Annotated in this window: 15 protein-coding genes; 14 read left to right on the top strand and 1 reads right to left on the bottom strand. The window is 64.5% G+C overall.

Features of this window, described 5'->3' with window-relative positions; genetic code table 11:
- Positions 1-45: 45 nt before the first annotated feature.
- The 6 genes from glf (at position 46) to RHODMAR_RS05345 (ending at position 7,683) form a co-directional block, all read left to right on the top strand.
- Complete coding sequence (gene glf / locus RHODMAR_RS05315) at positions 46-1,275, top strand: UDP-galactopyranose mutase (protein ID WP_008712091.1); 1,230 nt, start codon at positions 46-48, stop codon at positions 1,273-1,275.
- Positions 1,272-3,179 (top strand): glycosyltransferase, encoded by a 1,908-nt coding sequence (locus tag RHODMAR_RS05320; RefSeq protein ID WP_008712093.1) that lies wholly within the window; start codon positions 1,272-1,274, stop codon positions 3,177-3,179. The genes glf and RHODMAR_RS05320 overlap by 4 nt, the downstream gene beginning before the upstream one ends.
- Positions 3,157-3,693 carry a phosphatase PAP2 family protein gene (locus RHODMAR_RS05325; RefSeq protein WP_008712096.1) on the top strand — a complete coding sequence of 179 codons (537 nt, stop codon included), beginning with the start codon at positions 3,157-3,159 and terminating at the stop codon, positions 3,691-3,693. The genes RHODMAR_RS05320 and RHODMAR_RS05325 overlap by 23 nt, the downstream gene beginning before the upstream one ends.
- Positions 3,690-4,595, top strand: coding sequence for a decaprenyl-phosphate phosphoribosyltransferase (locus RHODMAR_RS05330; RefSeq protein ID WP_008712098.1), 906 nt, complete (start codon positions 3,690-3,692; stop codon positions 4,593-4,595). Before RHODMAR_RS05325 ends, RHODMAR_RS05330 begins: the two co-directional genes overlap by 4 nt.
- Positions 4,573-6,438 carry a flagellar motor control protein ZomB gene (gene zomB / locus RHODMAR_RS05335; RefSeq protein ID WP_042938097.1) on the top strand — a complete coding sequence of 622 codons (1,866 nt, stop codon included), beginning with the start codon at positions 4,573-4,575 and terminating at the stop codon, positions 6,436-6,438. The genes RHODMAR_RS05330 and zomB overlap by 23 nt, the downstream gene beginning before the upstream one ends.
- A 219-nt stretch (positions 6,439-6,657) precedes the next feature.
- On the top strand, positions 6,658-7,683 hold the full coding sequence (locus RHODMAR_RS05345) for an alpha/beta hydrolase (protein ID WP_008712102.1): 1,026 nt from the start codon (positions 6,658-6,660) through the stop codon (positions 7,681-7,683).
- A 55-nt stretch (positions 7,684-7,738) separates the two neighbouring features.
- Here RHODMAR_RS05345 and RHODMAR_RS05350 read toward each other — a convergent pair whose 3' ends face one another.
- Entirely contained in the window at positions 7,739-7,924 is a 186-nt protein-coding gene (locus tag RHODMAR_RS05350; RefSeq protein WP_157225994.1) for a hypothetical protein, read from the bottom strand.
- A gap of 90 nt (positions 7,925-8,014) precedes the next feature.
- Here RHODMAR_RS05350 and RHODMAR_RS05355 point away from each other — a divergent pair, with 90 nt between their 5' ends.
- The 8 genes from RHODMAR_RS05355 to RHODMAR_RS05390 all read left to right on the top strand — a co-directional run bounded on the left by RHODMAR_RS05355 (position 8,015) and on the right by RHODMAR_RS05390 (position 22,666).
- Positions 8,015-9,028, top strand: coding sequence for an alpha/beta hydrolase (locus tag RHODMAR_RS05355; protein ID WP_008712104.1), 1,014 nt, complete (start codon positions 8,015-8,017; stop codon positions 9,026-9,028).
- 221 nt (positions 9,029-9,249) lie between these two features.
- Complete coding sequence (locus tag RHODMAR_RS05360; RefSeq protein ID WP_081605908.1) at positions 9,250-11,133, top strand: alpha/beta hydrolase-fold protein; 1,884 nt, start codon at positions 9,250-9,252, stop codon at positions 11,131-11,133.
- Between the two features lie 93 nt (positions 11,134-11,226).
- Complete coding sequence (locus RHODMAR_RS05365) at positions 11,227-11,781, top strand: DUF732 domain-containing protein (RefSeq protein ID WP_042938121.1); 555 nt, start codon at positions 11,227-11,229, stop codon at positions 11,779-11,781.
- A gap of 10 nt (positions 11,782-11,791) precedes the next feature.
- On the top strand, positions 11,792-12,742 hold the full coding sequence (locus RHODMAR_RS05370; RefSeq protein WP_008712110.1) for a cutinase family protein: 951 nt from the start codon (positions 11,792-11,794) through the stop codon (positions 12,740-12,742).
- 238 nt (positions 12,743-12,980) lie between these two features.
- Positions 12,981-13,979 carry an LLM class F420-dependent oxidoreductase gene (locus RHODMAR_RS05375; protein WP_008712112.1) on the top strand — a complete coding sequence of 333 codons (999 nt, stop codon included), beginning with the start codon at positions 12,981-12,983 and terminating at the stop codon, positions 13,977-13,979.
- Between the two features lie 180 nt (positions 13,980-14,159).
- Positions 14,160-16,058 (top strand): long-chain-fatty-acid--AMP ligase FadD32, encoded by a 1,899-nt coding sequence (gene fadD32, locus RHODMAR_RS05380; RefSeq protein WP_008712113.1) that lies wholly within the window; start codon positions 14,160-14,162, stop codon positions 16,056-16,058.
- Positions 16,059-16,102: 44 nt separating this feature from the next.
- On the top strand, positions 16,103-21,118 hold the full coding sequence (pks13, locus tag RHODMAR_RS05385; RefSeq protein WP_008712114.1) for a polyketide synthase Pks13: 5,016 nt from the start codon (positions 16,103-16,105) through the stop codon (positions 21,116-21,118).
- A 3-nt stretch (positions 21,119-21,121) separates the two neighbouring features.
- Positions 21,122-22,666, top strand: a complete 1,545-nt coding sequence (locus RHODMAR_RS05390; RefSeq protein WP_008712116.1) for an acyl-CoA carboxylase subunit beta — start codon at positions 21,122-21,124, stop codon at positions 22,664-22,666.
- Positions 22,667-22,682 lie beyond the last annotated feature (16 nt).

A 22,682-nucleotide genomic window follows, 5' to 3' on the forward strand; every position in this document is an offset into this window, starting at 1 on the left:
CTGGCGCGGTAGGTCCGTCACCGTCGTCGGATACCCTGGTTGCCCGTGACTGCTGTGAGCTCCGAGACCACCTCTTCCGACGCCTCCGCGACCGGCCGATACGACCTGATCGTCGTCGGATCCGGGTTCTTCGGACTGACCGTCGCAGAACGGGCGGCGTCCCAACTGGGCAAGCGTGTGCTGGTGCTGGATCGGCGGCACCACCTGGGCGGTAACGCGTACTCGGAGGCCGAGCCCGAGACGGGTATCGAGATCCACAAGTACGGCGCGCACCTGTTTCACACCTCGAACAAGAGGGTCTGGGACTACGTCAATCAGTTCACCGACTTCACCGGGTATCAGCACCGCGTGTTCGCGTTGCACGACGGCCAGTCCTATCAGTTCCCGATGGGCTTGGGTCTGATCTCGCAGTTCTTCGGCAAATTCTTCTCGCCTGCCGAGGCGCGCGCGCTGATCGAGGAGCAGTCCAGCGAGTTCGACTCCAAGGATGCACAGAACTTCGAGGAGAAGGCGATCTCGTTGATCGGCCGTCCTCTCTACGAGGCGTTCATCCGTGACTACACCGCCAAGCAGTGGCAGACCGATCCGAAGGAACTGCCCGCAGGCAACATCACCCGCCTGCCGGTCCGGTACACGTTCGACAATCGGTACTTCAACGACACCTACGAGGGCCTGCCCGTCGACGGCTACACCGCGTGGCTCGAGAACATGACGCGCGACGAGAAGATCGAAGTGCGCCTGAACACGGACTGGTTCGACGTCCGAGAGCAGATCGTCGCCGAGAGCCCGGACGCCCCGATCGTCTACACCGGCCCGCTGGATCGTTACTTCGACTATTCCGAGGGTGAATTGGGTTGGCGCACCATCGACTTCGAGACCGAGGTGCTCCAGACGGGGGACTTCCAGGGCACTCCGGTGATGAACTACAACGACGCCGACGTCCCGTTCATCCGGATCCACGAGTTCCGGCACTTCCACCCCGAACGTGACTACCCGACCGACAAGACGGTCATCATGCGTGAGTTCTCGCGCTTCGCCGAGAGCGGAGACGAGCCGTACTACCCGATCAACACTCCCGACGACCGGAGCAAGCTCGAGTCCTACCGCGCCCGCGCCAAGGCCGAAGCCGCATCCAACGGCGTGCTGTTCGGTGGGCGACTCGGGACCTACCAGTACCTGGACATGCACATGGCCATCGCCAGCGCGTTGAACATGTACGAGAACACCTTGGCTCCACACTTCGAGTCCGGCGCTGCTCTGGCGGGCGACAAGTGACCGCCAGGCATCTCCTCGAGGACGGCGCCCCGGACGCAGTGCCGGTTCTCGGGAAGTCGCTGTTGCAGCGAGTGTTGCTACCGCGCTCGGGTGAGCCGCTCGACGTGCGCACGCTGTACCTCGAAGAGGCGCTCACCAACGCCAAACGCGCGCACTCGCTGTCGCGGACCTCGGTGACCGTCGGTGCCGAGTCCGAGGTGTCGTTCTGCACGTACTTCAATGCGTTCCCGGCGAGCTATTGGCGGCGTTACAGCATTCTGAAGTCGGTGGTGCTGCGCGTGGAGGTCTCCGGGCACTGCCGAATCGACGTCTACCGGTCCAAGGCCGATGCCTCGCGCATCCACGTCGAGGGCCGTGAGGCCGTGGACGGCGATGCGGCGCAAGAGTTTCTGATCGATCTGGGCCCGTTCGAGGACGGCGGCTGGATCTGGTTCGACATCACGTCCGACTCCGAGGTGGTTCTCGAGAGCGCTGGTTGGTACGCGCCGATCGACGCTCCGGGCGAAGCGACCGTTGCCGTCGGCATCCCCACGTTCAACCGTCCGACGGACGCCGTCAAAGCTCTTGTCGCCCTTGGCTCGGACCCGTTGGTGCTGGATGTCGTGAAAGCGGTCATCATGCCGGATCAGGGCACCCGCAAGGCGAAGGACGAGCCCGGATTCGACGAGGCCGCAGCGGCCCTCGGTGGCCGCCTCGCCATCCACGATCAAGCCAACCTCGGTGGGTCGGGTGGGTACAGCCGCATCATGTACGAGGCGCTCGAAAATACTGCGTGTCAACACATTCTGTTCATGGACGACGACATCGAGATCGAGCCCGACTCGATCCTGCGCGCGCTGGCCATGTCTCGGTTCGCCAAGGTCCCGACGCTCGTGGGCGGTCAGATGCTCAACCTGCAGGCGCGCAGTCACCTGCACGTCATGGGTGAAGTGATCGATCGCGGCAACTTCATGTGGACCGGTGCGCAGAACGTGGAGTACGACCACGATTTCTCCGAGGACCCACTGCGCACCAGCAAGCTCCTGCACCGGCGCATCGACGTCGACTACAACGGCTGGTGGATGTGCATGATTCCGCGCGTCGTCGCCGAGGAGCTCGGGCAGCCGCTGCCCCTGTTCATCAAGTGGGACGACGCCGAATACGGTTTGCGGGCAAGGGAAGCCGGCTACCCGACGGTGACGCTGCCCGGCGCGGCGATCTGGCACATGGCGTGGAGCGACAAGGACGACGCCATCGACTGGCAGGCGTACTTCCACCTGCGCAACCGCCTCGTGGTGGCCTCGCTGCACATGCCGGGTGACGGCAAAGGCCTGGTGCTCGACACCGTCAAGGCCACCATCAAGCATTTGCTGTGCCTCGAATACTCGACGGTCGCCATTCAGAACCTCGCGATCCGCGACTTCCTGGCCGGTCCCGAGCACATTCTCGAAATTCTGCCCACCGCTCTTCCGACGGTGCACGCCCTGCGCAAGGAATTTCCCGACGCCGTCGTCGTCGGTAGTTCCACGGAGTTGCCCCTTGCATCCGGGGAGGAAATCGGAGCCGTCGGCGAGCCGACCAACCCACTGTCCAAGGTTCGTCGGCTGGCAAAGGGTGTGCTGCACAACGCAAAACAAGAGCATCCGCAGCACCACGACCGCCCGCAGCTCAACGTCCCGACCCTCGACGCCCGCTGGTTCCTGCTCTCGCAGGTCGACGGCGTCACCGTCACCACCGCCGACGGCCGAGGCGTCGTCTACCGCAAGCGGGACCGCAAGCAGGCCGCGGCGTTGCTCAAGGAAGCCCTGTCGTTGCGCAAGCAGCTGGCAGCCGAATTCCCCGAACTCAAAGCTCGGTACCGTGACGCGGTGCCGCATCTGACCAGTAAGGAAACGTGGGAACGTGTCTTTCGTTACCAGGCGTAAAGGCCAGAGCGAGGTACCGACGGAAGTTCGGATCCTCGAAAAGGTACAGAGCACCGTCGGCAGTGCCCCCGGAGCGATCACCGTCGCACGTGGCATGTCCCACTTCGGTGAACATGCCCTCGGGTGGGTCGCGATCGCCGGCATCGGTGCTGCACTGGACGCGCCGCGTCGGCGTCAGTGGGCGTCGGTGGCTGTCGGCGCCGTCGGATCACACGCCGCGTCGATCGTCATCAAACGGGTCGTGCGTCGGCCGCGTCCACACGACCCGGCCGTGCGTATCAACGTCTCGACGCCGAGCAAGCTGAGCTTCCCGTCCTCGCACGCGACATCGACCACAGCCGCCGCGGTTCTCCTCGGCCGGGTGACCGGGCTACCGTTACCGGCGGTCCTCGTCCCACCCATGCTGCTCTCGCGCTTGGTGCTCGGAGTCCATTACCCCACCGACGTGTTGGCCGGATCGGCACTCGGCGCGTTGACGGCTGCGGCCGTCGTGAAGTTCGAAGGAGACAAATGAGCGAGGATGCCGCACCCGTAGGCGCACCGCCGAAGAACCTCGCGGACGGCATCGTGAAGGCGCTTCGTCCGCGTCAGTGGGTCAAGAACGTGCTGGTGCTCGCCGCGCCGCTGGCCGCGGGCTCGGTGACCGAGTCCGATGTTCTGCTGTCCGTGGCGTTGGCCTTCGTCGTCTTCTGCTTCGCGGCCTCGGGTATCTACCTCGTCAACGACGCGCTCGACGTCGAGGCCGATCGCGCTCATCCCACCAAGCGGTTCCGACCGATCGCGGCCGGTGTGCTGCCGGTCAACGTCGCGTACGGCATGGCGGTGGTCTCACTGGGGCTGGCGATCGGACTGTCGTTCATCGCCAACTGGAAGCTCGCGCTGGTCATCGGCGTCTATATCGCCGTTCAGCTGGCGTATTGCTTCGGGCTCAAGCACCAGGCCGTGCTGGACATCTGCATCGTCTCCTCGGGCTTCCTGCTCCGTGCGATCGCCGGCGGGGTAGCTGCGTCCATCCCGCTCTCGCAGTGGTTCCTGCTGATCATGGCGTTCGGATCGCTGTTCATGGCGGCAGGCAAGCGGTACGCAGAGCTGCATCTCGCCGAACGCACCGGCGCGAAGATCCGCAAGTCGCTCGAGAATTACACCACCACCTACCTGCGATTCGTCTGGACACTGTCCGCGACGGCCGTCGTCATCTGCTACGGCCTGTGGGCCTTCCAGCAGGACGCCGAAACGGATGCCAACTGGTTCGCCATCTCGATGATTCCGTTCACCATCGCTATCCTGCGATACGCAGTGGATGTCGACGGCGGCGAGGCAGGCGAACCCGAAGAGATCGCGTTGGGAGACAGGGTTCTGCAGCTACTCGCCATAGCGTGGATCGGAGTGGTTGGTGTCGCTGTCTACCTCGCCTGACCAGCGAGACACACGAGATAAAGACTCCGCTCGGATATCGATCACCAGGCCCGTCTTCTGGATCGGGACCGTGGTCGCCGGAGCGTTGTTCCTCTGGGGCGCGTGGGAACGCCGCTGGATCGCCGACGACGGCCTGATCGTGCTGCGTACCGTCCGTAACCTGCTGGCCGGCAACGGCCCGGTGTTCAACGCAGGCGAGCGGGTGGAGACCAACACCAGCACCATCTGGACCTACCTCGTGTACGCGGGCAGTTGGCTGAGCGAGGGCCGACTCGAGTACGTGGTCCTGACGATTGCGCTCGTCCTGTCCACGGCCGCCGTCGTCATTGCGATGATCGGCACCTTCGCGCTTCGTGGTCGCACTGCGACGCGGACCTTGTTCCTCCCGGCCGGCGTACTCGTCTACATCGCGGTGCCCCCGGCCCGCGACTTCGCGACGTCCGGACTCGAGACCTGCCTGGTCATCTTCTGGCTGGCGACTCTGTGGCTGTTGATGGTTCGCTGGGGCCAACGCCGCGGCGGTGGCGCCGAGCTGCTGCTGCTGGCCTTCTTCGCCGGTCTCGGCCCGCTGGTGCGTCCGGAACTGTCCATCGTGGCCGTGCTCGCACTGGCGATGATCTTTCTGGCTCCGCAGAGCTGGCTGTCCAGGTTTCGGGTGTTCGCGTTCGCCGGAACCGTTCCGGTGGCCTACCAGATCTGGCGCATGGGTTACTACGGTCTGCCGTACCCCAACACCGCGGTATCGAAGGATGCGGGTGGAGCCAAGTGGTCTCAGGGATTCGCGTACCTGTCCAACCTGGTGGGGCCGTACCTGTTGTGGTTGCCGCTCGTGCTTCTCGTCGTCGGGGCAGTGCTGTCGGCGTCGCGGATTCGGTTGTCTGTGCCCCGTACGTTCGGCGGCTGGCTCGCGGCGCTGCGGACGCCGTCTGCCGTCGTGCTGTTCGCATTGATCAGCGGATTCGTTCTGGCTGTCTACGCGATTCGCGTAGGCGGCGATTTCATGCACGGTCGAACCTTGCTGCCGGCATTGTTCACCCTGTTGTTGCCGATTTCGGTGTTTCCCGTTGCGCTGCCGAAACGGTGGTCTGCAGACCGGGTCACAGCAATATTTTTCGCCGAGATACTCGTGTGGGGTGCCATTGTCGTCTGGGCCGTCGCGGCGGCGAATACGACGGGGATGCCCCAGGGCACGATCGTCGGCAGGAACGGCATCGTCGACGAGCGAGCCTTCTACTCCCTCAATACCGGGCATGCCCATCCGATCCTGGCCTCGGATTACCTGGACTACCCGCGGATGCGAGCGATGGTCGAGGCGATCGACGACACCCCCGACGGTGGGCTGCTGTTGCCGTCGGCGCAGTTCACTTACTGGGATGTCGTTCCGCCGCCGCTGCCCATCCCCGAAGGTGGCGTCGGTCACACCGTGTACTTCCTCAACCTCGGAATGACCAGCATGAACGTCGGCCTCGATGTCCGGGTCATCGACCAGATGGGTCTGGCGTATCCGTTGGCCTCGCACACCGAGCGGCTCGAGAACGGCCGGATCGGGCACGACAAGAATCTCTATCCGGATTGGGTGGTGGCCGATCTCGACCTCGTCGACATCCATCCGTTCCTGCCCTGGTACTTGGACGAGGACTGGGTCAAGGAAGCCGAGGTGGCGCTGACCTGCCCCGACACCGAGGAATTGTTGGCCTCGTACCGCGACCCGTTGACGAAGCAATTGTTCGTCCGAAATTTCAAGCGCTCGTTCTTCTATGCCGGATATCGATTCGACCGAGTGCCCGAGTACGAAATACAACGATGTGATCTTCCGGCTCCGATACCGAAAGGTGACAATTAGGTGTCCGGACACGAAAGAGTCACCGGGTTGCGCCGAATTGGTCTCGACGCCAAGATGAGCTATCTCGATCATGTAACGGGGGGAGTATTTCGCGCGATATGTGCGGAGGATGTGTCTGCATCCGACTTCTGTGGTCGGGCGACGGACATGATGAACTTGCGAGATCAATCGTTGATTGCGTAACCGATGTGAAGACGAAGCAGCTGAGAGGTCGAGTGCATGCTGGGTAGATCGAAGAGCCGGTCCGCGGATGAGCGTGGAGGGAACAAGCGAGCGGGGTCGTGGGGACGCCGCGCCGCCACGTCCATGCTGATGGCGGTGGTCCTGCCACTGGGATTGGCTGTGGCGGGCGGTGGCGCAACTGCCAACGCGGCCTTCGACGGCAATGCCATCGACGTCTGGACGGACTCGAGCATGGGCCCGATCAAGAGCCGCGTCTGGCGCGCGGCCGACGGCAACACCAACCGCGTCGTCTACCTCCTGGACGGGCTGCGGGCCACCTCCGACATCTCCGGCTGGGAGCACGAGACCGACGCCGGTGCCGTGTTGGCCGGGTACAACATCAACGTCGTCGAGCCGGTCGGTGGCCAGTCGAGCTTCTACTCCGACTGGTACGCACCCTCGAATTTCAACGGACAGAAGACCACCTACAAGTGGGAAACCTTCCTCACCCAGAACCTGCGGGAGAACCTGCGCGACAACTGGGGCTTCAACCCCAACCGCAACGGCGTCATCGGCATCTCGATGGGCGGCTCGGCTGCACTCACGCTCGCCGCATATCACCCGGATCAGTTCAGCTACGCGGGCTCGCTGTCCGGCTACCTGAACATCTCCGCTCCGGGTATGCGCGAAGCGATGCGTCTGGCGCTGCTGGACTCCGGTCGCTACAACATCGACGCCATGTGGGGACCGCCGTGGGATCCGGCGTGGCTGCGCAACGACCCGTTCGTCTTCGCTCCTCGTCTGCGTGACAACGGCACTCGCGTGTGGGTCTTCGCAGGCAGCGGCCTGCCCGGCGGACTCGATCGCCCGCAGAGCTTCGTCGACTACTACAACACCGCCAACGGCATGGGCCTCGAGGCGATCGCGTTGGCGAACAGCCGCGCCTTCCAGATCCGCATGGCCAGCATCGGTGCCAACAACGTCACCTATGCGTTCCCGCCCGTCGGAACCCACCAGTGGGGCTACTGGGGCGAGCAGATCCGGGTCATGGCACCGGACCTCAGCGCCAATATCGGTAGCTGAGCCGGTCACGACGCAGTTCGGTCGTTTCGCCCGTTTCTCGGCCCGTAGTGAGAACTCACGACTTTTCAGGGCTGTTCACCGGCGGGCGAGCACGATAGTCTCCTGTTTCGGGGAAACGGCGACATGAAACTGCGACGCTGATCACAGTTTTGCCTTGGAACCGCTCGATGGAATAACCTCCATCGAGCGGTTCCTCTGTTCTCAGCAGAACCACAGCTTCTTCGAGAATTTGCAGCTTCACCTCGGCCTCGTGGGCCACCAGTTCGCCCTGTTCGATTGCCGGGGGCCGCTACGAAAGCGGAGACGGCGTAGATGAGAGAGAGCACGATTCATGCGATTTGCCGGCCTCAGCAGGACCCCGCAGGCCCGATCACGCTGGCGTCAGCGCCTGCTCGAAGTGGGAGCTGCAGCGCTCGTCCTCCCCGTCGCAGTCGGTGTCGTCGGCGGAGCCGTTGCTGTCGCGGCACCCGCTCCCATCGCGCACCAGAGCCCGGCCGGTGGCCGTGAAGACCTCATCGTTCCGTCCGAGATGGGCCCCATCAAGGTTCAGGTCCAGTGGGCCGCTCGCGGCGGAAACGCCGCTCTCTACTTGCTCGACGGCCTGCGTGCTCGCGACGACCGCAACGCCTGGACGTTCGAGACCAACGCACAGGATCAGTTCGCCAACGACGACGTGACGCTGGTCATGCCCGTCGGCGGTCAGTCCAGCTTCTACAGCGACTGGTACACCTCGTCGAACTTCAACGGCCAGGAAGTCACCTACAAGTGGGAGACGTTCCTGACCGAGGAGCTGCCGGCATTCCTCGAGAACTACGGTGTCTCGCGGAGCAACAACGGAGTCCTCGGACTGTCCATGGGCGGTTCGGCCGCGCTGACCCTGGCCGCGTACCACCGCGATCAGTTCAAGTTCGCCGGCTCGCTCTCGGGATACTTGAACATCTCCGCGCCGGGCATGCGTGAGGCCATCCGTATCGCGATGCTCGACGCGGGCCGCTTCAACGTCGACTCCATGTGGGGACCGCCCTGGAACCCGGCGTGGCTGCGCAACGACCCGTTCGTCTTCGCACCGAAGCTGCAGGGACTGTCGCTGTACATCTCGGCAGCCAGTGGCCTGCCCGGCGAGTACGACCACCCGGCCGCGCCCATCGACTTCTACAACACCGCCAACGGGATGGCGCTCGAAGCGCTCTCGCTCGCCAACACTCGGGCCTTCCAGATTCGTATGTCCGCCCTCGGTATCCCGGCGACCTACAGTTTCCCGTCCAACGGCATTCACGCCTGGCCGTACTGGGGAGCCGAGCTGTGGAAGGCTCGCGTTCAGATCCTGGACGCGCTCAACGCCTGACAGCGATCGTCTGTCGATGTTCGGAAAGTGCCGCCCTGCGTGAAGTACGCGGGGCGGCATTTTTCGATGTGGGGCCATCGCGTCCCGCAATTTCGTTCACAATTGCACCACCAGTCACAGCGCGTCTGCTGTTCGTCGGCACCGCGCACGTGTAGAAAGACATACGAAGCATGTCTCGATACGAGACCTTCGAAGAGTCACATCGAAAGAGAGTCACCATCATGCGTACTGGGCTTGTTCGCTTCGGTCGGACTACCTCGGCCGGCACACGGGCTCGGCGAGCGGCAGCCGCACTGACCGTTGCGTCCGCGCTGATGGTCCCCTTCGCTACGACGACCGTGGCTGCTGCGGCACCCATCGCCCAGGCCGGGCCCGCCTACACCCAGACGTCCGGTGCGACGGTGACCTCGGTGGACTGGCTCTCCGATCGCCGTGTCGCGCTGTGGATCGAGTCTCCGTCGATGGGAACACCCATCCAGGTTCAGCTGCTGCTCGCGCGTGACTGGAACATCAACCCGCAGGCAACGTTCCCGCAGGTGTACATGCTCGACGGCCTTCGCGCGACCGATCAGGAGAACGGCTGGACGGCCGAGACCGATGCCGAGTCGTACTTCGCCGACAAGAACGTCAACGTCGTCCTCCCCATCGGCGGCCAGTCCAGCTTCTACTCCGACTGGGTCGACCAGGACAACGGCAAGAACTACCAGTGGGAAACCTTCCTCACCAAGGAACTCCCGCCCATTCTGGCCAAGGATTGGCGAAGCACCGACACCCGCGGAGTCGTCGGGTTGTCCATGGGCGGTACGTCGGCGATGTTCCTGGCCGCACGAAACCCCGGTTTCTTCACGTTCGCCGGTTCGCTCTCGGGCATTCTGACCACCACCTCGCTGGGTATGCCGCAGGCCATCCAGTACGCGATGACCGACGCCGGTGGTTACAGCTCCAAAGCCATGTGGGGCGCGCCGTCGAATTCCTTGTGGGCGCAGCATGATCCGTACCTGCTCGCGGACAAGTTGAAGGGCGTCAGCCTCTACATCTCCAGCGGCAACGGGTCGACCGGGCCCTATGATCAGCCGTCGGGCATTCCGGGGGTGAGCACCAACTACGCCGGTATGGGACTCGAGATTCTGTCGCGATTGACCTCGCAGACGTTCGCCACCAAGCTCAACCAGCTCGGCATTCCCGCTCAGGTCAACTACCGGCCGTCGGGGACGCACTCGTGGCCGTACTGGCAGTTCGAGCTCCATCAGCTGTGGCCGCAGCTCGCCACCGCACTCGGGGTCGAGGTCGACAAGCCCGCGTGCCAGGTCGCGGGACTGATCGGCAATGCGAGCGGTGCCAATTCGTGGCTCGGCCCGTGCCTGACCCAGGAGTACAACGTCGCAGGGGGACGCGCTCAGGACTTCACCTTCGGCCGGGTCTTCTTCACCCCCGACACCGGTGCGCAGGTCGTGGCCGGTGCAATCGGCGGCATCTACCAGGGCAGCAAGGGCCCCGAGGGCCGACTCGGCTTCCCCACGACAAGCGAGATCGGTACCCCCGACGGCCGTGGACGGTTCAACGCCTTCCAGAACGGCATGGTCTACTTCACGCCGCAGACCGGTGCGCACGTGGTCCAGGGTGCTGTGCTCGACGAGTGGGCCGCTCAGGGCTACGAGGGCGGGCCGCTCGGGTACCCGGTACTCGACGAGGTCGAGACACCGAACAAGCCCGGTTCTGTCCAGGGCTTCGAGATCGGTGCCATCTACAGCTCGCCCGAGGCGGGAGTGCACTCGGTGCAGGGCATGATTCTCGGCAAGTACGGCGAATTAGGTTGGGAGAGCGGGCCTCTCGGGTTCCCGAAGTCCAACGAGATCGGCCCGATCCGGGACGGCGGACGGTTCAACCAGTTCGAGACGGGCAACATCTACTGGAGCCCGCTGAGCGGTGCGTGGTCCACCCCGTACGGCCCGATCTTCGATGCATGGGGATCGGTCGGCTACGAGGGCGGCCGTCTGGGCTATCCCACCAGCGACCAGTTCGACATCGACGGTGGCGGGAAGCAACAGAACTTCCAGTTCGGCATCATCACGGTCAAGGACGGCGTGGCCACGATCGCGCCGTAGCCACGCCCGAAGCTCCGAGAGGACTCTTCAGAGTCCTCTCAGAGCGTGTCTGTACTGTCGCCTGCGAACCCGACGACCGAAGGATTTCGATCGATGACGCGTAATTTCCTGGCCAGAACTGTGTCTCTCGGCGTCATGGCCGTCGCGGCGACCTCGATGCTGGTGGCCTGCGGAAGTGACGACTCGACAGCCACCGGGGCTCCGCCGAGCACCACCACGGCCGCCGAGTCGACGGCCGAGGCGAGTTCGACGACGTCGGCACCTGACACCACCACCACCACCACCGCTGCCCCGACGACCAGTCCGGGTGAAGCGGCCACTGCGCCGCCCGAGCAGCCGCAGCCAGTCCCGGACGACTTCCCGGGCCCGACGGCGAGTCAGATCGACGACCGCGGTCGCAGCTTTCTCGACGAGCTGAAGAAGCAGGGCATCACTCCTGCGGGTAACGGCGACATCGCGGTGTCGACGGCCAACTACATCTGTGCCGCCCAGGCCCAGGGTGTGGCGGCGGACGAGATCTCCACCTACGTCACCGCGAACGTGGGAGTCGAGGCCAGCGCAGCCGGAACTCAGATGACCGAGACCCAGGCTCAGCAAGCTGCCCAGACCTACATCGACGCCGCGCAGGCGACGTACTGCAAGCCGTAGATTAACGCCGATGGCCAAGCGTAAGCGCAGAATTCTCCCGGTGATCGCCGTTGCGGTGATCCTCGGACTGATCATCGTCGCCCTGTGGTACCTGCTCGCCGGACGGCTACCGAAGGGACCGGAGGGACCGCCGCCGGGGCCGGAGGAGCCCACGTCGCAACCGGCGGACTGCCCCGACGTGCAGGTCATTGCCATTCCCGGCACCTGGGAGTCGTCATCGACCGACGATCCGTACAACCCGTCGGCAAATCCACTGTCGCTGATGCTCAACGTCACGCGTCCGTTGCAGGAGCAGTTTCCCAGCTCACGCGCCGATGTCTACACCGTCCCGTACGTGGCTCAGTTCTCGAATCCGATCGCACTGCCCCCGGACGGTCAGCAGTCCTACAACAACAGCCGTACCGAGGGTGAAGCCGTTGCGGTGCAGAAGATCAGCGATGTCAGTGCGCGGTGCCCGCTGACCAACTTCATCCTCTCCGGCTTCTCCCAGGGTGCCGTCATCTCCGGCGACATCGCAGCCGACATCGGCGCGGGTAACGGACCGATCTCTGCCGATCGTGTTCTCGGTGTCACCCTCATCGCCGACGGAAGACGCGACGGCGTCTCCGGTACCGATGTGCCGGCCCCGCTCGACGGTGTCGGTGCCGAGGTGGCTCTCGGCGGACTCGACCTCCCCGGCATCACCATGACGGGGCGTCGGGAAGGTGGCTTCGGCGCTCTCGACGACCGGACCAACCAGATCTGCGCTCCCGGCGACTTGATCTGTGCATCACCGTCGGATGGATTGTCGCTGCGCAACATTCCACAGAGCATCCAGATTTTGATCGGTGCTGCGGGTAACCCGGTGCACGCGTCCTACAACAGTTTTGTCGTCGACGGCTCCGGCACGACGGCTCCTCAATGGACGGCGGCGTGGGCTGCGGACCTGATCGAGAACGCGCCGACACCCGCGCATTCGTGACGATGTAGCGATCGGTAACGGATACATCACAACGCGGCGTGTCGCGAACTATTGCGGTGCACAAACCTTGGCCGAGCAACCCCCAGCCGGTGTGATCGGTTCCGGCGAGCGGCTAGAGTGACGCCTTGGACCTGCGCGGATCGGCCCCGGCCGGCTGCTCAGCTTCCCGTCGACCAGCCGTTCCAGACCCCGAACGCTTTAGATCCCGAACGCTCCAGATCCCTGAGGAGACCATCAGATGAGTTCCGCCGAGGCCGCGACCGCTGGGCCGCGCAAATTCCGATTCGCTGCAGGCGGAGAGGGAAACGCCGAGGAGGGCGGGGCTCGGAAGTTCATCAAGTTGGCGCAACAGGCCGAGGAACTGGGCTACGACAGCTTCATGATTCCCGACCACCTGGGCAACCAGGTCGGTCCCATTGCAGCACTCGGCGCACTTGCCGTCGCCACCGACAAGATCCGGCTCGGCACGGCGGTGTTGGCGAACGGCTTCCGGCATCCCGCAGTGCTGGCCAAGGATGCGGCGACGATCGATGTGCTCTCCGGCGGGCGACTCGAACTCGGCCTCGGTGCGGGCTGGATGCGTGAGGAGTACGACAAGGCGGGTATCACGTACGACCGGCCGGGCGTGCGGATCGAGAAGCTCGAGGAAACTCTCGAAATTCTCGACGTGTTGTTGCGTGGTCAGGAATGCAATTTCGAGGGCAAGCACTTCACGATCACCGGACTCAAGGGCAGCCCTCGGCCGCGGCAGGGACCGCGTCCACCGATCTGTATCGGTGGCGGTGGACCGAAGATGCTGGCGTTGGCGGCCAAGCACGCAGACATCATCTCCGTGGTGCCGAGCACCTCGAAGGAGGGCAAGCTGCTGCTCTCGGGTATGACGATCGAGAAGACGCTCGAGCGCGTCGAACTCATTCGCGCCGCTGCCGGGGATCGATTCGACGACATCGAGTTGAACTGGGCCATCACCACCATCGTCGTGACCGACGACCGCGAGCAGATGGCCGAGATGGCGCTGGCGGCCTTGGACAACGGCTACCCGCCGAACGTGGACGTCGACGTCAAGCTCACCGTCGAGGATATTTTGTCGTCTCCGTATCTCGCATTCGGGACCTACGAGGAAATTGCCGATCAGATCCGTAACGTTCGGGCGCGGACGACGATGTCTTATGTCGGGGTTTTCCCTACTCAAATGGAAGCATTCGCGCCGGTTGTCGACTTGCTGAAAGGCGAGTGACGCAGATGTGTGTCGGTACGATGTAGCTGGCCTCGAAGCCAGGTGCCAAACCGACACCGGTCGAGCTACTAGTCAGTAACATAAATTGCTGTTCGGTGTCTGTGTTCATGCAGCCGGGCGTGCGGGCCCAGGTCGCGCAAGCTGTATGGCGGCGGATTCGTGTTTGAGGAGATTGAAGTAATGAGCCACACGTTCGATGATTTCATCGATGAGAACGGCCACATCACCATCGATGAAGGGCAGACGCTCGTCCGCCACGTCGAGGTGAACGTACAAGAGAATGCCGACACGCTCGCGTACCGGTTCGTGGACTACTCCCGGGAGCGCGAGGGCGAGGCCCACGAGTTGACCTGGGCCGAGTTCGGACTTCGCCTCAAGGCCGTTGCTGCTCGCCTGCAGCAGGTCACCCAGCCCGGTGATCGAGTTGCGATCCTGGCTCCGCAGGGCCTCGAGTACGTCGTGGCGTTCTTCGGTGCGATCTACGCGGGGACGATCGCAGTGCCGCTGTTCGATCCCGACGAGCCCGGCCACACCGACCGTCTGCACGCCGTCCTCGGCGACTGCAAGCCGAGCGCCATTCTCACCGCCAGCAACTCGGCCGCCGGTGTACGCGCGTTCTTCCGCGCATTGCCCGCCGCAGAGCGTCCCCGCATCATCGCCGTCGACGCGGTGCCGGACAGTGTCGGCGAGACGTGGGTCGAGCCCAAGGCCGGGCTCGACGACATCGCTTACCTGCAGTACACGTCCGGTTCGACGCGGACCCCGGCCGGCGTCGAGATCACCCACCGCGCGGTGGGCGTCAACGCGCTGCAGATGGTCGACAGCATGGAGATCAACCACGACTCCCGCGGTGTCACCTGGCTGCCGATGTTCCACGACATGGGCCTGCTCACCGTCATCCTGCCTGCACTCGGCGGCAAGTACATCACCATCATGAGCCCGCGCGCCTTCGTGCAGCGGCCGTGGCGCTGGATCAAGGAACTCGCCGCGGTCTCCGACGGGGCGGGTACGTTCGCGGCGGCCCCGAACTTCGCCTTCGAGCACGCCGCCCAGCGCGGACTGCCGAAGAACGGCGAGAGCCTGGACCTGTCGAACGTCATCGGTCTGATCAACGGCAGTGAGCCCGTCACCACGTCGTCGATGAAGAAGTTCAACGATGCGTTCGGCCCCTACGGTCTGCCGAAGTCCGCCATCAAGCCGTCCTACGGTATGGCCGAGGCCACCTTGTTCGTCTCGACCAGCAAGCACTCCGACGAAGCCAAAGTGGTCTACGTCGACCGCGTCGAGCTGAACGCCGGCAACTTCGTCGTCGTCGCACCCGACGCTCCCGGTGCCATCCCGCAGGTGTCCACCGGAACGGTCGCCCGAAGCCAGTGGGCAGCCATCGTCGATTCCGAGACCGCCACCGAGGTCGAAGACGACCACGTCGGCGAGATCTGGTTGCACGGTGAGAACATCGGCAAGGGTTACTGGGGCCGCGAGACCGAGACCACCGAGACCTTCCACAACAAGCTCGTCCACCGGATTCCCGAGGGCTCGCATGCCGAAGGGGCTCCCGAGGGCGGCAACTGGATGCGTACCGGAGACTTCGGCGTCTACTACGGCGGCGAGCTCTACATCACCGGACGCGTCAAGGACCTCGTCATCGTCGACGGCCGCAATCACTACCCGCAGGACCTCGAGTTCTCGGCACAGGAAGCCAGCAAGGCATTGCGGCCCGGTTTCGTCGCGGCGTTCTCCGTTCCGCTGAACCAGCTCCCCGACGTCGTGTTCGAGTTCAGTGGAGCAGCGCTGACGAAGGACTCGGACGACAGCTCCGAGCAACTCGTCATCGTCGCCGAGCGCGCTCCCGGATCCGGCAAGGCGGACCCGCAGCCGATCGCCGACGAAGTACGTACCGCCGTATCCGCGCGGCACGGAGTCACGGTCCGCGATGTCCTTCTCGTGCCGGCCGGTTCCATCCCACGCACCTCCAGCGGCAAGATCGCCCGGCGCGCCTGCAAGGCCGCCTACATCGAGGGCACGCTGCGCGGCGGCTACCAGCAGACGGCGTTCCCCGACGCCGAACTGCCCGACTGACGAACGCGCACCCTCCGTTTTCCTCCGACACAACTTGGTGAGTAATGGCTGAACTAGAGACAGACAAAATCGAGCAGGTCGGAGGCGGCGACCTCACCGTTGCGCAGCTTCGTGATTGGCTGCGCAACTGGGTTGCGGACGCGACCGGGCAACCGGCGTCGGCCATTTCCGACGACCGTCCGATGGAGGAATTCGGTCTGTCCTCTCGCGATGCCGTCGCGTTGAGCGGTGAAATCGAGGAACTCGTGGGAGTCACGTTGACTGCCACCGTGGTCTATCAGCACCCCACCATCGCCTCGCTCGCGAAGATCATCATCGAGGGTGAGCCCGAGGAGCCGGTCGGCACCGTCGACGATGCGTTCTACACCAGCGGCGGGCAGTCGGGCGACGCTCACGACGTCGCGATCGTCGGCCTCTCTTCACGCTTCCCCGGCACCGGACAGACTCCGGAACAGATGTGGTCGCTGCTGATCGAGGGTCGCGACGGCATCACCGATCTGCCCGACGGCCGGTGGCAGGAATTCACCTCCGATCCGGTCATCGCCGCGGCCGTGGCCGCAACGGTGACCAAGGGCGGTTACCTCGACGACGTGAAGACCTTCGACGCCGAGTTCTTCGCGATGTCGCCCAACGAGGTCGTCAACGTCGATCCGCAGCAGCGCCTCGCCTTGGAGCTGACGTGGGAAGCACTCGAGCACGCCCACATTCCGGCCAGCTCGATCAAGGGCAGCCAGGTCGGCGTCTTCATCGGTAGCTCCTCCAACGACTACCAGCTCATTGCCGTCAGCGACCCGGCAGTGCACCCGTATGCGCTCACCGGCACCTCGACCGCCATCGTCGCCAATCGAGTGTCGTACTTCTACGATTTCCGCGGGCCGTCGATCGCTGTCGACACCGCCTGCTCGTCCTCGCTGGTCGCCGTGCACCAGGCCGTGCGCAGCCTGCGTACCGGCGAATCCGACCTGGCCGTGGCCGGCGGCGTCAACATGCTGCTCGCGCCGCCGATCACCGTCGGATTCGGCCAGACGGGTGTGCTCGCGCCCGACGGCAGGATCAAGGCGTTCTCCTCGGACGCGAACGGGATGATCCGCTCCGAAGGCGGCGGACTCGTCGTGCTCAAACGACTCGAGGACGCCGAGCGCGACGGCGACGACATTCTCGCTGTCATCGCCGGATCCGCGATCAACCAGGACGGCCGCTCCAACGGTTTGCTCGCGCCGAACCCCGATGCGCAGGCCGACGCACTGCGATTCGCGTACCGCGACGCCGGCATCAACCCGTCGGGCGTGGATTACATCGAAGCGCACGGCACCGGAACCATTTTGGGCGATCCCATCGAGGCGGACGCTCTCGGTCGCGTCGTCGGCCGAGGCCGCGACGCCGACAAGCCGGCCCTGCTCGGATCGGCGAAGACGAACTTCGGGCACCTCGAATCTGCCGCAGGCGCAGCAGGTTTGATCAAGGTTGTCCTCGCGATGCAGGAGAACAAGCTTCCCGCGTCGTTGAACTACGTGGGCCCCAACCCGTACATCGACTTCGACAAGGCTCATCTGAAGGTCATCCCGGAGGCCACCGACTGGCCGCGCTACACCGGCAAGGCCGTCGCGGGCGTCTCCGGCTTCGGTTTCGGTGGTACCAACGCACACGTCGTCGTGCGCGAGTACGTCCCGGGTGAGACGGACGACGCATTCGACGCCTCGGCAGTGGACCCGGAGGCCGTCCTGGTCGAGGGTGTCCCCGAGGCCGATCCCGTTGTCGACGCTGGGCCCGTTGTCTCGGACGTGGAGACGACCGATCCGGTGACCGAGGCCGAAAAGCCCTTGGAGACAGTGATTCTGGCTGTGTCTGCGGCGCTGCCGTCGCGTCGTAAGCGCGCCGCCTCCGAGTTGGCCGATTGGCTCGAGACCGAAGAGGGCAGCACGACGCCACTCGTCGATGTCGGCCGCACGTTGGCTCGACGCAACCACGGGCGTTCGCGCGCAGTGGTTCTCGCATCCACCACGGCCGAGGCCATCGCCGGCCTTCGTGCCATCGCGGCCGGTAAGCCGGGTCCGGGTGTGTTCTCCGCCGATTCACCTGCGTCCAACGGCGCGGTGTGGGTGTTCTCCGGATTCGGTTCGCAGCATCGCAAGATGGCGTCGCGGCTGTACCGAACCAACGCAGTGTTCGCCGCGGAGGTGGACAAGGTCGACGAACTGCTGGTGGACGAGGCCGGTTACTCCATCAGAGAGATCATCCTCGACGATGCGCAGACCTACGAGTTCGAGAACTCCCAGGTCGCCATCTTCGTCATCCAGATCGCCTTGGCCGCAACACTTCGCGCACACGGTGCCGAGCCGGCAGCCGTCCTCGGACACTCGATGGGTGAGGTCGCGGCCGCCTACGTCGCCGGAGGGCTCAACCTCGAAGACGCGGTCCGCATCATCTATGCCCGCTCGCGGTTGCTGGACGAGGGGCAGGAGGGTCTCGGTGCTGCCTCGCAGGGTGCCATGGCGCTCGTGGAGTACACCCCGGACGAGGTCAAGACCCTCACCGATCAGTTCCCCCATGTCGAGCCGTGCGTGTACGCCGCGCCGACACACACCACCGTCGGTGGACCTCGCGCCGAGGTCGAAGCCCTCGTCGAGATGGCCGAGGCCGCAGGGAAGATGGCCCGACTGCTCGACGTCAAGGGAGCCGGTCACACTGCGGCAGTCGACGTGCTGCTCGGTGAGCTGGCCGCCGAACTCGCCGGGATCGAACCGAGCAAGCTCAGCTGCGGGGTCTACTCGTCGGTCGATCGTGAGGCGCACTATCGCGTCGGGCATGCGGCGATCCACGGTGTCGACTACTGGACCAAGGGCATGCGTCATCCGGTCTGGTTCACCCAGGCTGTCAATGTTGCTGTCGGAGATGGGCATACGACGTTCATCGAGCTCGCTCCGAATCCAGTCGCGCTGATGTCGGTGGCTGCCACGGCATGGGCCGCCGGCGTTGCCGACTCGACGCTGATCCCGACCCTCAAGCGCAAGGAAGACGAGGCCGAAACGTTCCTCGCCGCTCTCGCGCAGCTGTACGTGCATGGGCACGCCATGGAGTTGGCAACACTGTTCGAGACCGGCCCGTACGCAGCTATCCCGCGTACCGCGTACCTACGCAAGGAGTTCTGGCTCAACTCGCAGGTCAGCTCCAGCGGCAACACCCGGGTGCCCGGCGCACGCGTCGCGCTGCCCGACGGCCGTCACGTCTGGGAAGTTCAGGCCTCGGCCGTCACCGGATTCGATGCGCTGGTCACGGCCGCTGCCTCGCAGGTGTTCTCCGATGTGGCACTGGGTGGGTCGGTTTCCCACGCGGCAGTGCCCAAGGCCGGGACGATCGTCACGACGTTGACCTCGCACCTCGGTGGCGCGTCGGTACAGGTACACGGCCGCGAAGGTTCGGCGTTCACGCTGCTGCACGAGGCGGTCGTCACCTCGGGTGATGCGCGTCCGGAACCTGTTGTGGCGGTGGAGCCCAGTTCGTCTCCGATGGAGGAGCTGCCGGAGGTCGTCGAGACGTTCGGTGACCGTTGGGATCCGAACGGCAATCAGAAGCTAGAAGACCGATTGGCGATCATCGTCGCCGAGTCCATGGGCTACTCACCGGAGGACCTGCCGCCCGAGGTGCCACTGATCGAACTGGGTCTCGATTCGCTCAGCGCCGTCCGAATCAAGAACCGGGTGGAGTACGAATTCGATATTCCCACAGTGCAATTGCAGGCTGTCCGCGACGCGAACCTGCGTGAGGTGGAGAAGTACCTGCGCTATGCGATCGAGAACCGCGACGAGGTGCAGGCGCTGGCCGATACGCAGGCGGCAGAGAAGGCGGCCGAGCAGGCCGCTGTAGCTCCGGTAGCCGAAGCTGCTCCTGTCGAGCAGGCTCCTGAAGCTGTTGCGGCACCAGCTGTTCCCGCTGCAGCAGAGACCGACCTGGGCGGTAAGGAAGCGTTCGCCGAAGCGGCCGGATCCGATGTGCCCCCGCGAGACAACGCCGAGCGGATGACGTTCGCAACGTGGGCGGTCGTGACGAAGGAATCGGCCAAGGGCATCTTCAACACCCTGCCGATCCTCGACGACGAGACGGCCGAGAAGATGGCGGCTCGGCTGACGGAACGGGCCGGCGGCGAGATCACCTTCGACGACGTTCTGGACTCGGAGACCATCGAGCAGCTTGCAGACAAGGTGCGCCCGCATCTGGAAGACGGTGAGATCGACGGTGTGGTGCGCAATCTGCGTGCCCGGCCCGAAGGTTCCACAGCCACACCGGTGTTCGCATTCCACTCGGCCGGTAGCTCCACCGTCGCCTACGAGCCACTGCTGCGGAAGTTGCCTGCGGGCACGCCGATGTACGGACTCGAGCGCGTCGAGGGACCCATCGCCGTTCGCGCCGCGGAGTACGTGCCGCTGATCAAGGCGATCCAGCCCGAAGGGCCCTACGTGTTCGTCGGCTGGTCGCTCGGCGGCATTCTCGCCTACGAGGTGGCGCGTCAGATGGAGGAAGAGGGCATCGAGGTCGCCTACGTGGGGCTACTCGACACCGTCATGCCCGGCACCGCGATCCCGGACACCAAGGACGAGGTCCGTAAGCGTTGGGAGCGGTACGCCGCGTTCGCCAAGAAGACGTACAACGTCGACTACCCGATTCCGTACGACAAGCTCGTCGACTCGGACGACGAGGGACAGATCCGCATCATCACCGATCTGGTGAAGCTCAGCGGCGCGAAGATCCCCGGCGGGATCATCGAGCACCAGCGCACGTCGTGGCTCGACAACCGGGCGATTCAGACGGCCGAGCTCAAGCAGTACGGCGGGCACGTGACGTTGTACCTGGCCGACAAGTATCACGACGATGCGATCGCACTCGAGCCCGCATACGCCACCCGTGAAGAGCACGGTGGCTGGGGACCGGTGGTCGAGGACCTCGAGATCGTGTACGTCGGAGGCGATCACCTCGCGGTCGTCGACGAGCCGTACATTGGAAAAATTGCGGCCCATCTGTCGAAGACGCTCGAGAACATCGAGTCTGCAAGAACCGGAGCGTAGATCTTGAGTGGCACCACTGCGGAGAAGCTGGCCGAACTACGGGCCAGGCTCGAACTGGCCGAGGAACCGGCCGGTGAGATCGGAATAGCGAAGCGCGCGAAGAAGGGCATTCCCAGTGCCCGCGAACGCGTCAACTCGTTGCTCGATCCCGGTAGCTTCATCGAGATCGGCGCGCTGGTGAAGGCACCGAACGATCCGGGCGCTCTCTACAGTGATGGCGTCGTCACCGGTCACGGAACCGTCGACGGCCGCCCGGTCGCAGTCTTCTCGCACGATCAGACCGTCTTCGGCGGCACCGTCGGCGAGATGTTCGGCCGCAAAGTCGCCGGCATCATGGACTTCGCGATCAAGATGGGCTGCCCGGTCGTCGGAATCAACGACTCCGGTGGAGCTCGAGTACAGGACGCCGTCACCTCTCTCGCCTGGTACGCCGAGCTGGGCCGACGCCACGAGGCGCTGTCCGGCCTGTGCCCGCAGATCTCGTTGATCCTCGGTAAATGTGCCGGTGGCGCGGTGTATGCGCCCATCAACACCGACATCGTCGTCGCCACCGAAGAGGCGTACATGTTCGTGACCGGCCCGGACATCATCAAGTCCGTCACGGGTGAGGACGTCAGCCTCGACGAGCTGGGCAGTGCTCGTGTGCAGGCCTTGAACGGAAACGTTCACCACGTCGCGGCAGACGAGAAGGCCGCGTTCGACTGGATCAGAAACTATCTGAGCTACATGCCGTCGAGCTGTCAGGAAGAGTCACCGGTGATCAATCCGGGGCTCGAGCCCGAGATCACCGAATCCGATCGCAAGCTCGACTCGTTCATGCCCGACGCCGACAACGCCGGTTACGACATGCACGACATAATCCTGCGCATCTTCGACGACGGTGAGTTCCACGAATTGTCGGGCCAGACCGCACCGAACGTGATCACCGGATTCGCGCGAGTCGACGGTCGACCGGTCGGAATCGTCGGCAATCAGCCTATGCACCTGTCCGGGGCGCTCGACGCCAAGGCAGCCGACAAGGCCGCGCGATTCATCCGCCTCAGCGATGCGTACAACATCCCCATCATCTTCCTCGTCGACACTCCCGGCTTCCTGCCCGGCGTGGACCAGGAAACTTTGGGCGTAATCCATCGCGGCGGCCGCTTCATCTTCTCCTTCGTCGAAGCCACGGTGCCGAAATTGACGGTGGTGATCCGCAAGTCGTACGGCGGCGGATACGCGGTGATGGGCTCGAAGCAGCTGGGATCGGACATCAACCTCGCCTGGCCGACCGCCCGCATCGCCGTCATGGGTGCCGAGGGTGCCATCAACATCATGAGTCGCAGGCAACTCGCCGAGGCCGGAGAAAATGCACCGGCGCTGCGCAAGCAACTCATCAACTTCTACAACGAGCATGTCGCAACCCCCTGGATCGCCGCCGAGCGTGGCTACATCGACGCCGTCATCGAACCGTCGAGCACGCGCCTCGAAATCCGTAAGGCCCTGCACATCCTCAGAGACAAAGAAGTGATCAAGAGTCCGCGTAAGCACTCGTTGCTCCCGATCTAGCCAGACTTAAGTGGGG

This window comes from Rhodococcus sp. AW25M09, assembly GCF_000333955.1.
Taxonomy (GTDB): domain Bacteria; phylum Actinomycetota; class Actinomycetes; order Mycobacteriales; family Mycobacteriaceae; genus Rhodococcoides.

Coding starts and splice junctions, on each gene's coding strand:
- RHODMAR_RS05355 (WP_008712104.1), top strand. CDS start 8,015: ATGCGATTTGCCGGCCTCAGCAGGACCCCGCAGGCCCGATCACGCTGG.
- RHODMAR_RS05365 (WP_042938121.1), top strand. CDS start 11,227: ATGACGCGTAATTTCCTGGCCAGAACTGTGTCTCTCGGCGTCATGGCC.
- RHODMAR_RS05360 (WP_081605908.1), top strand. CDS start 9,250: ATGCGTACTGGGCTTGTTCGCTTCGGTCGGACTACCTCGGCCGGCACA.
- pks13 (WP_008712114.1), top strand. CDS start 16,103: ATGGCTGAACTAGAGACAGACAAAATCGAGCAGGTCGGAGGCGGCGAC.
- RHODMAR_RS05330 (WP_008712098.1), top strand. CDS start 3,690: ATGAGCGAGGATGCCGCACCCGTAGGCGCACCGCCGAAGAACCTCGCG.
- RHODMAR_RS05375 (WP_008712112.1), top strand. CDS start 12,981: ATGAGTTCCGCCGAGGCCGCGACCGCTGGGCCGCGCAAATTCCGATTC.
- fadD32 (WP_008712113.1), top strand. CDS start 14,160: ATGAGCCACACGTTCGATGATTTCATCGATGAGAACGGCCACATCACC.
- RHODMAR_RS05345 (WP_008712102.1), top strand. CDS start 6,658: ATGCTGGGTAGATCGAAGAGCCGGTCCGCGGATGAGCGTGGAGGGAAC.
- RHODMAR_RS05370 (WP_008712110.1), top strand. CDS start 11,792: ATGGCCAAGCGTAAGCGCAGAATTCTCCCGGTGATCGCCGTTGCGGTG.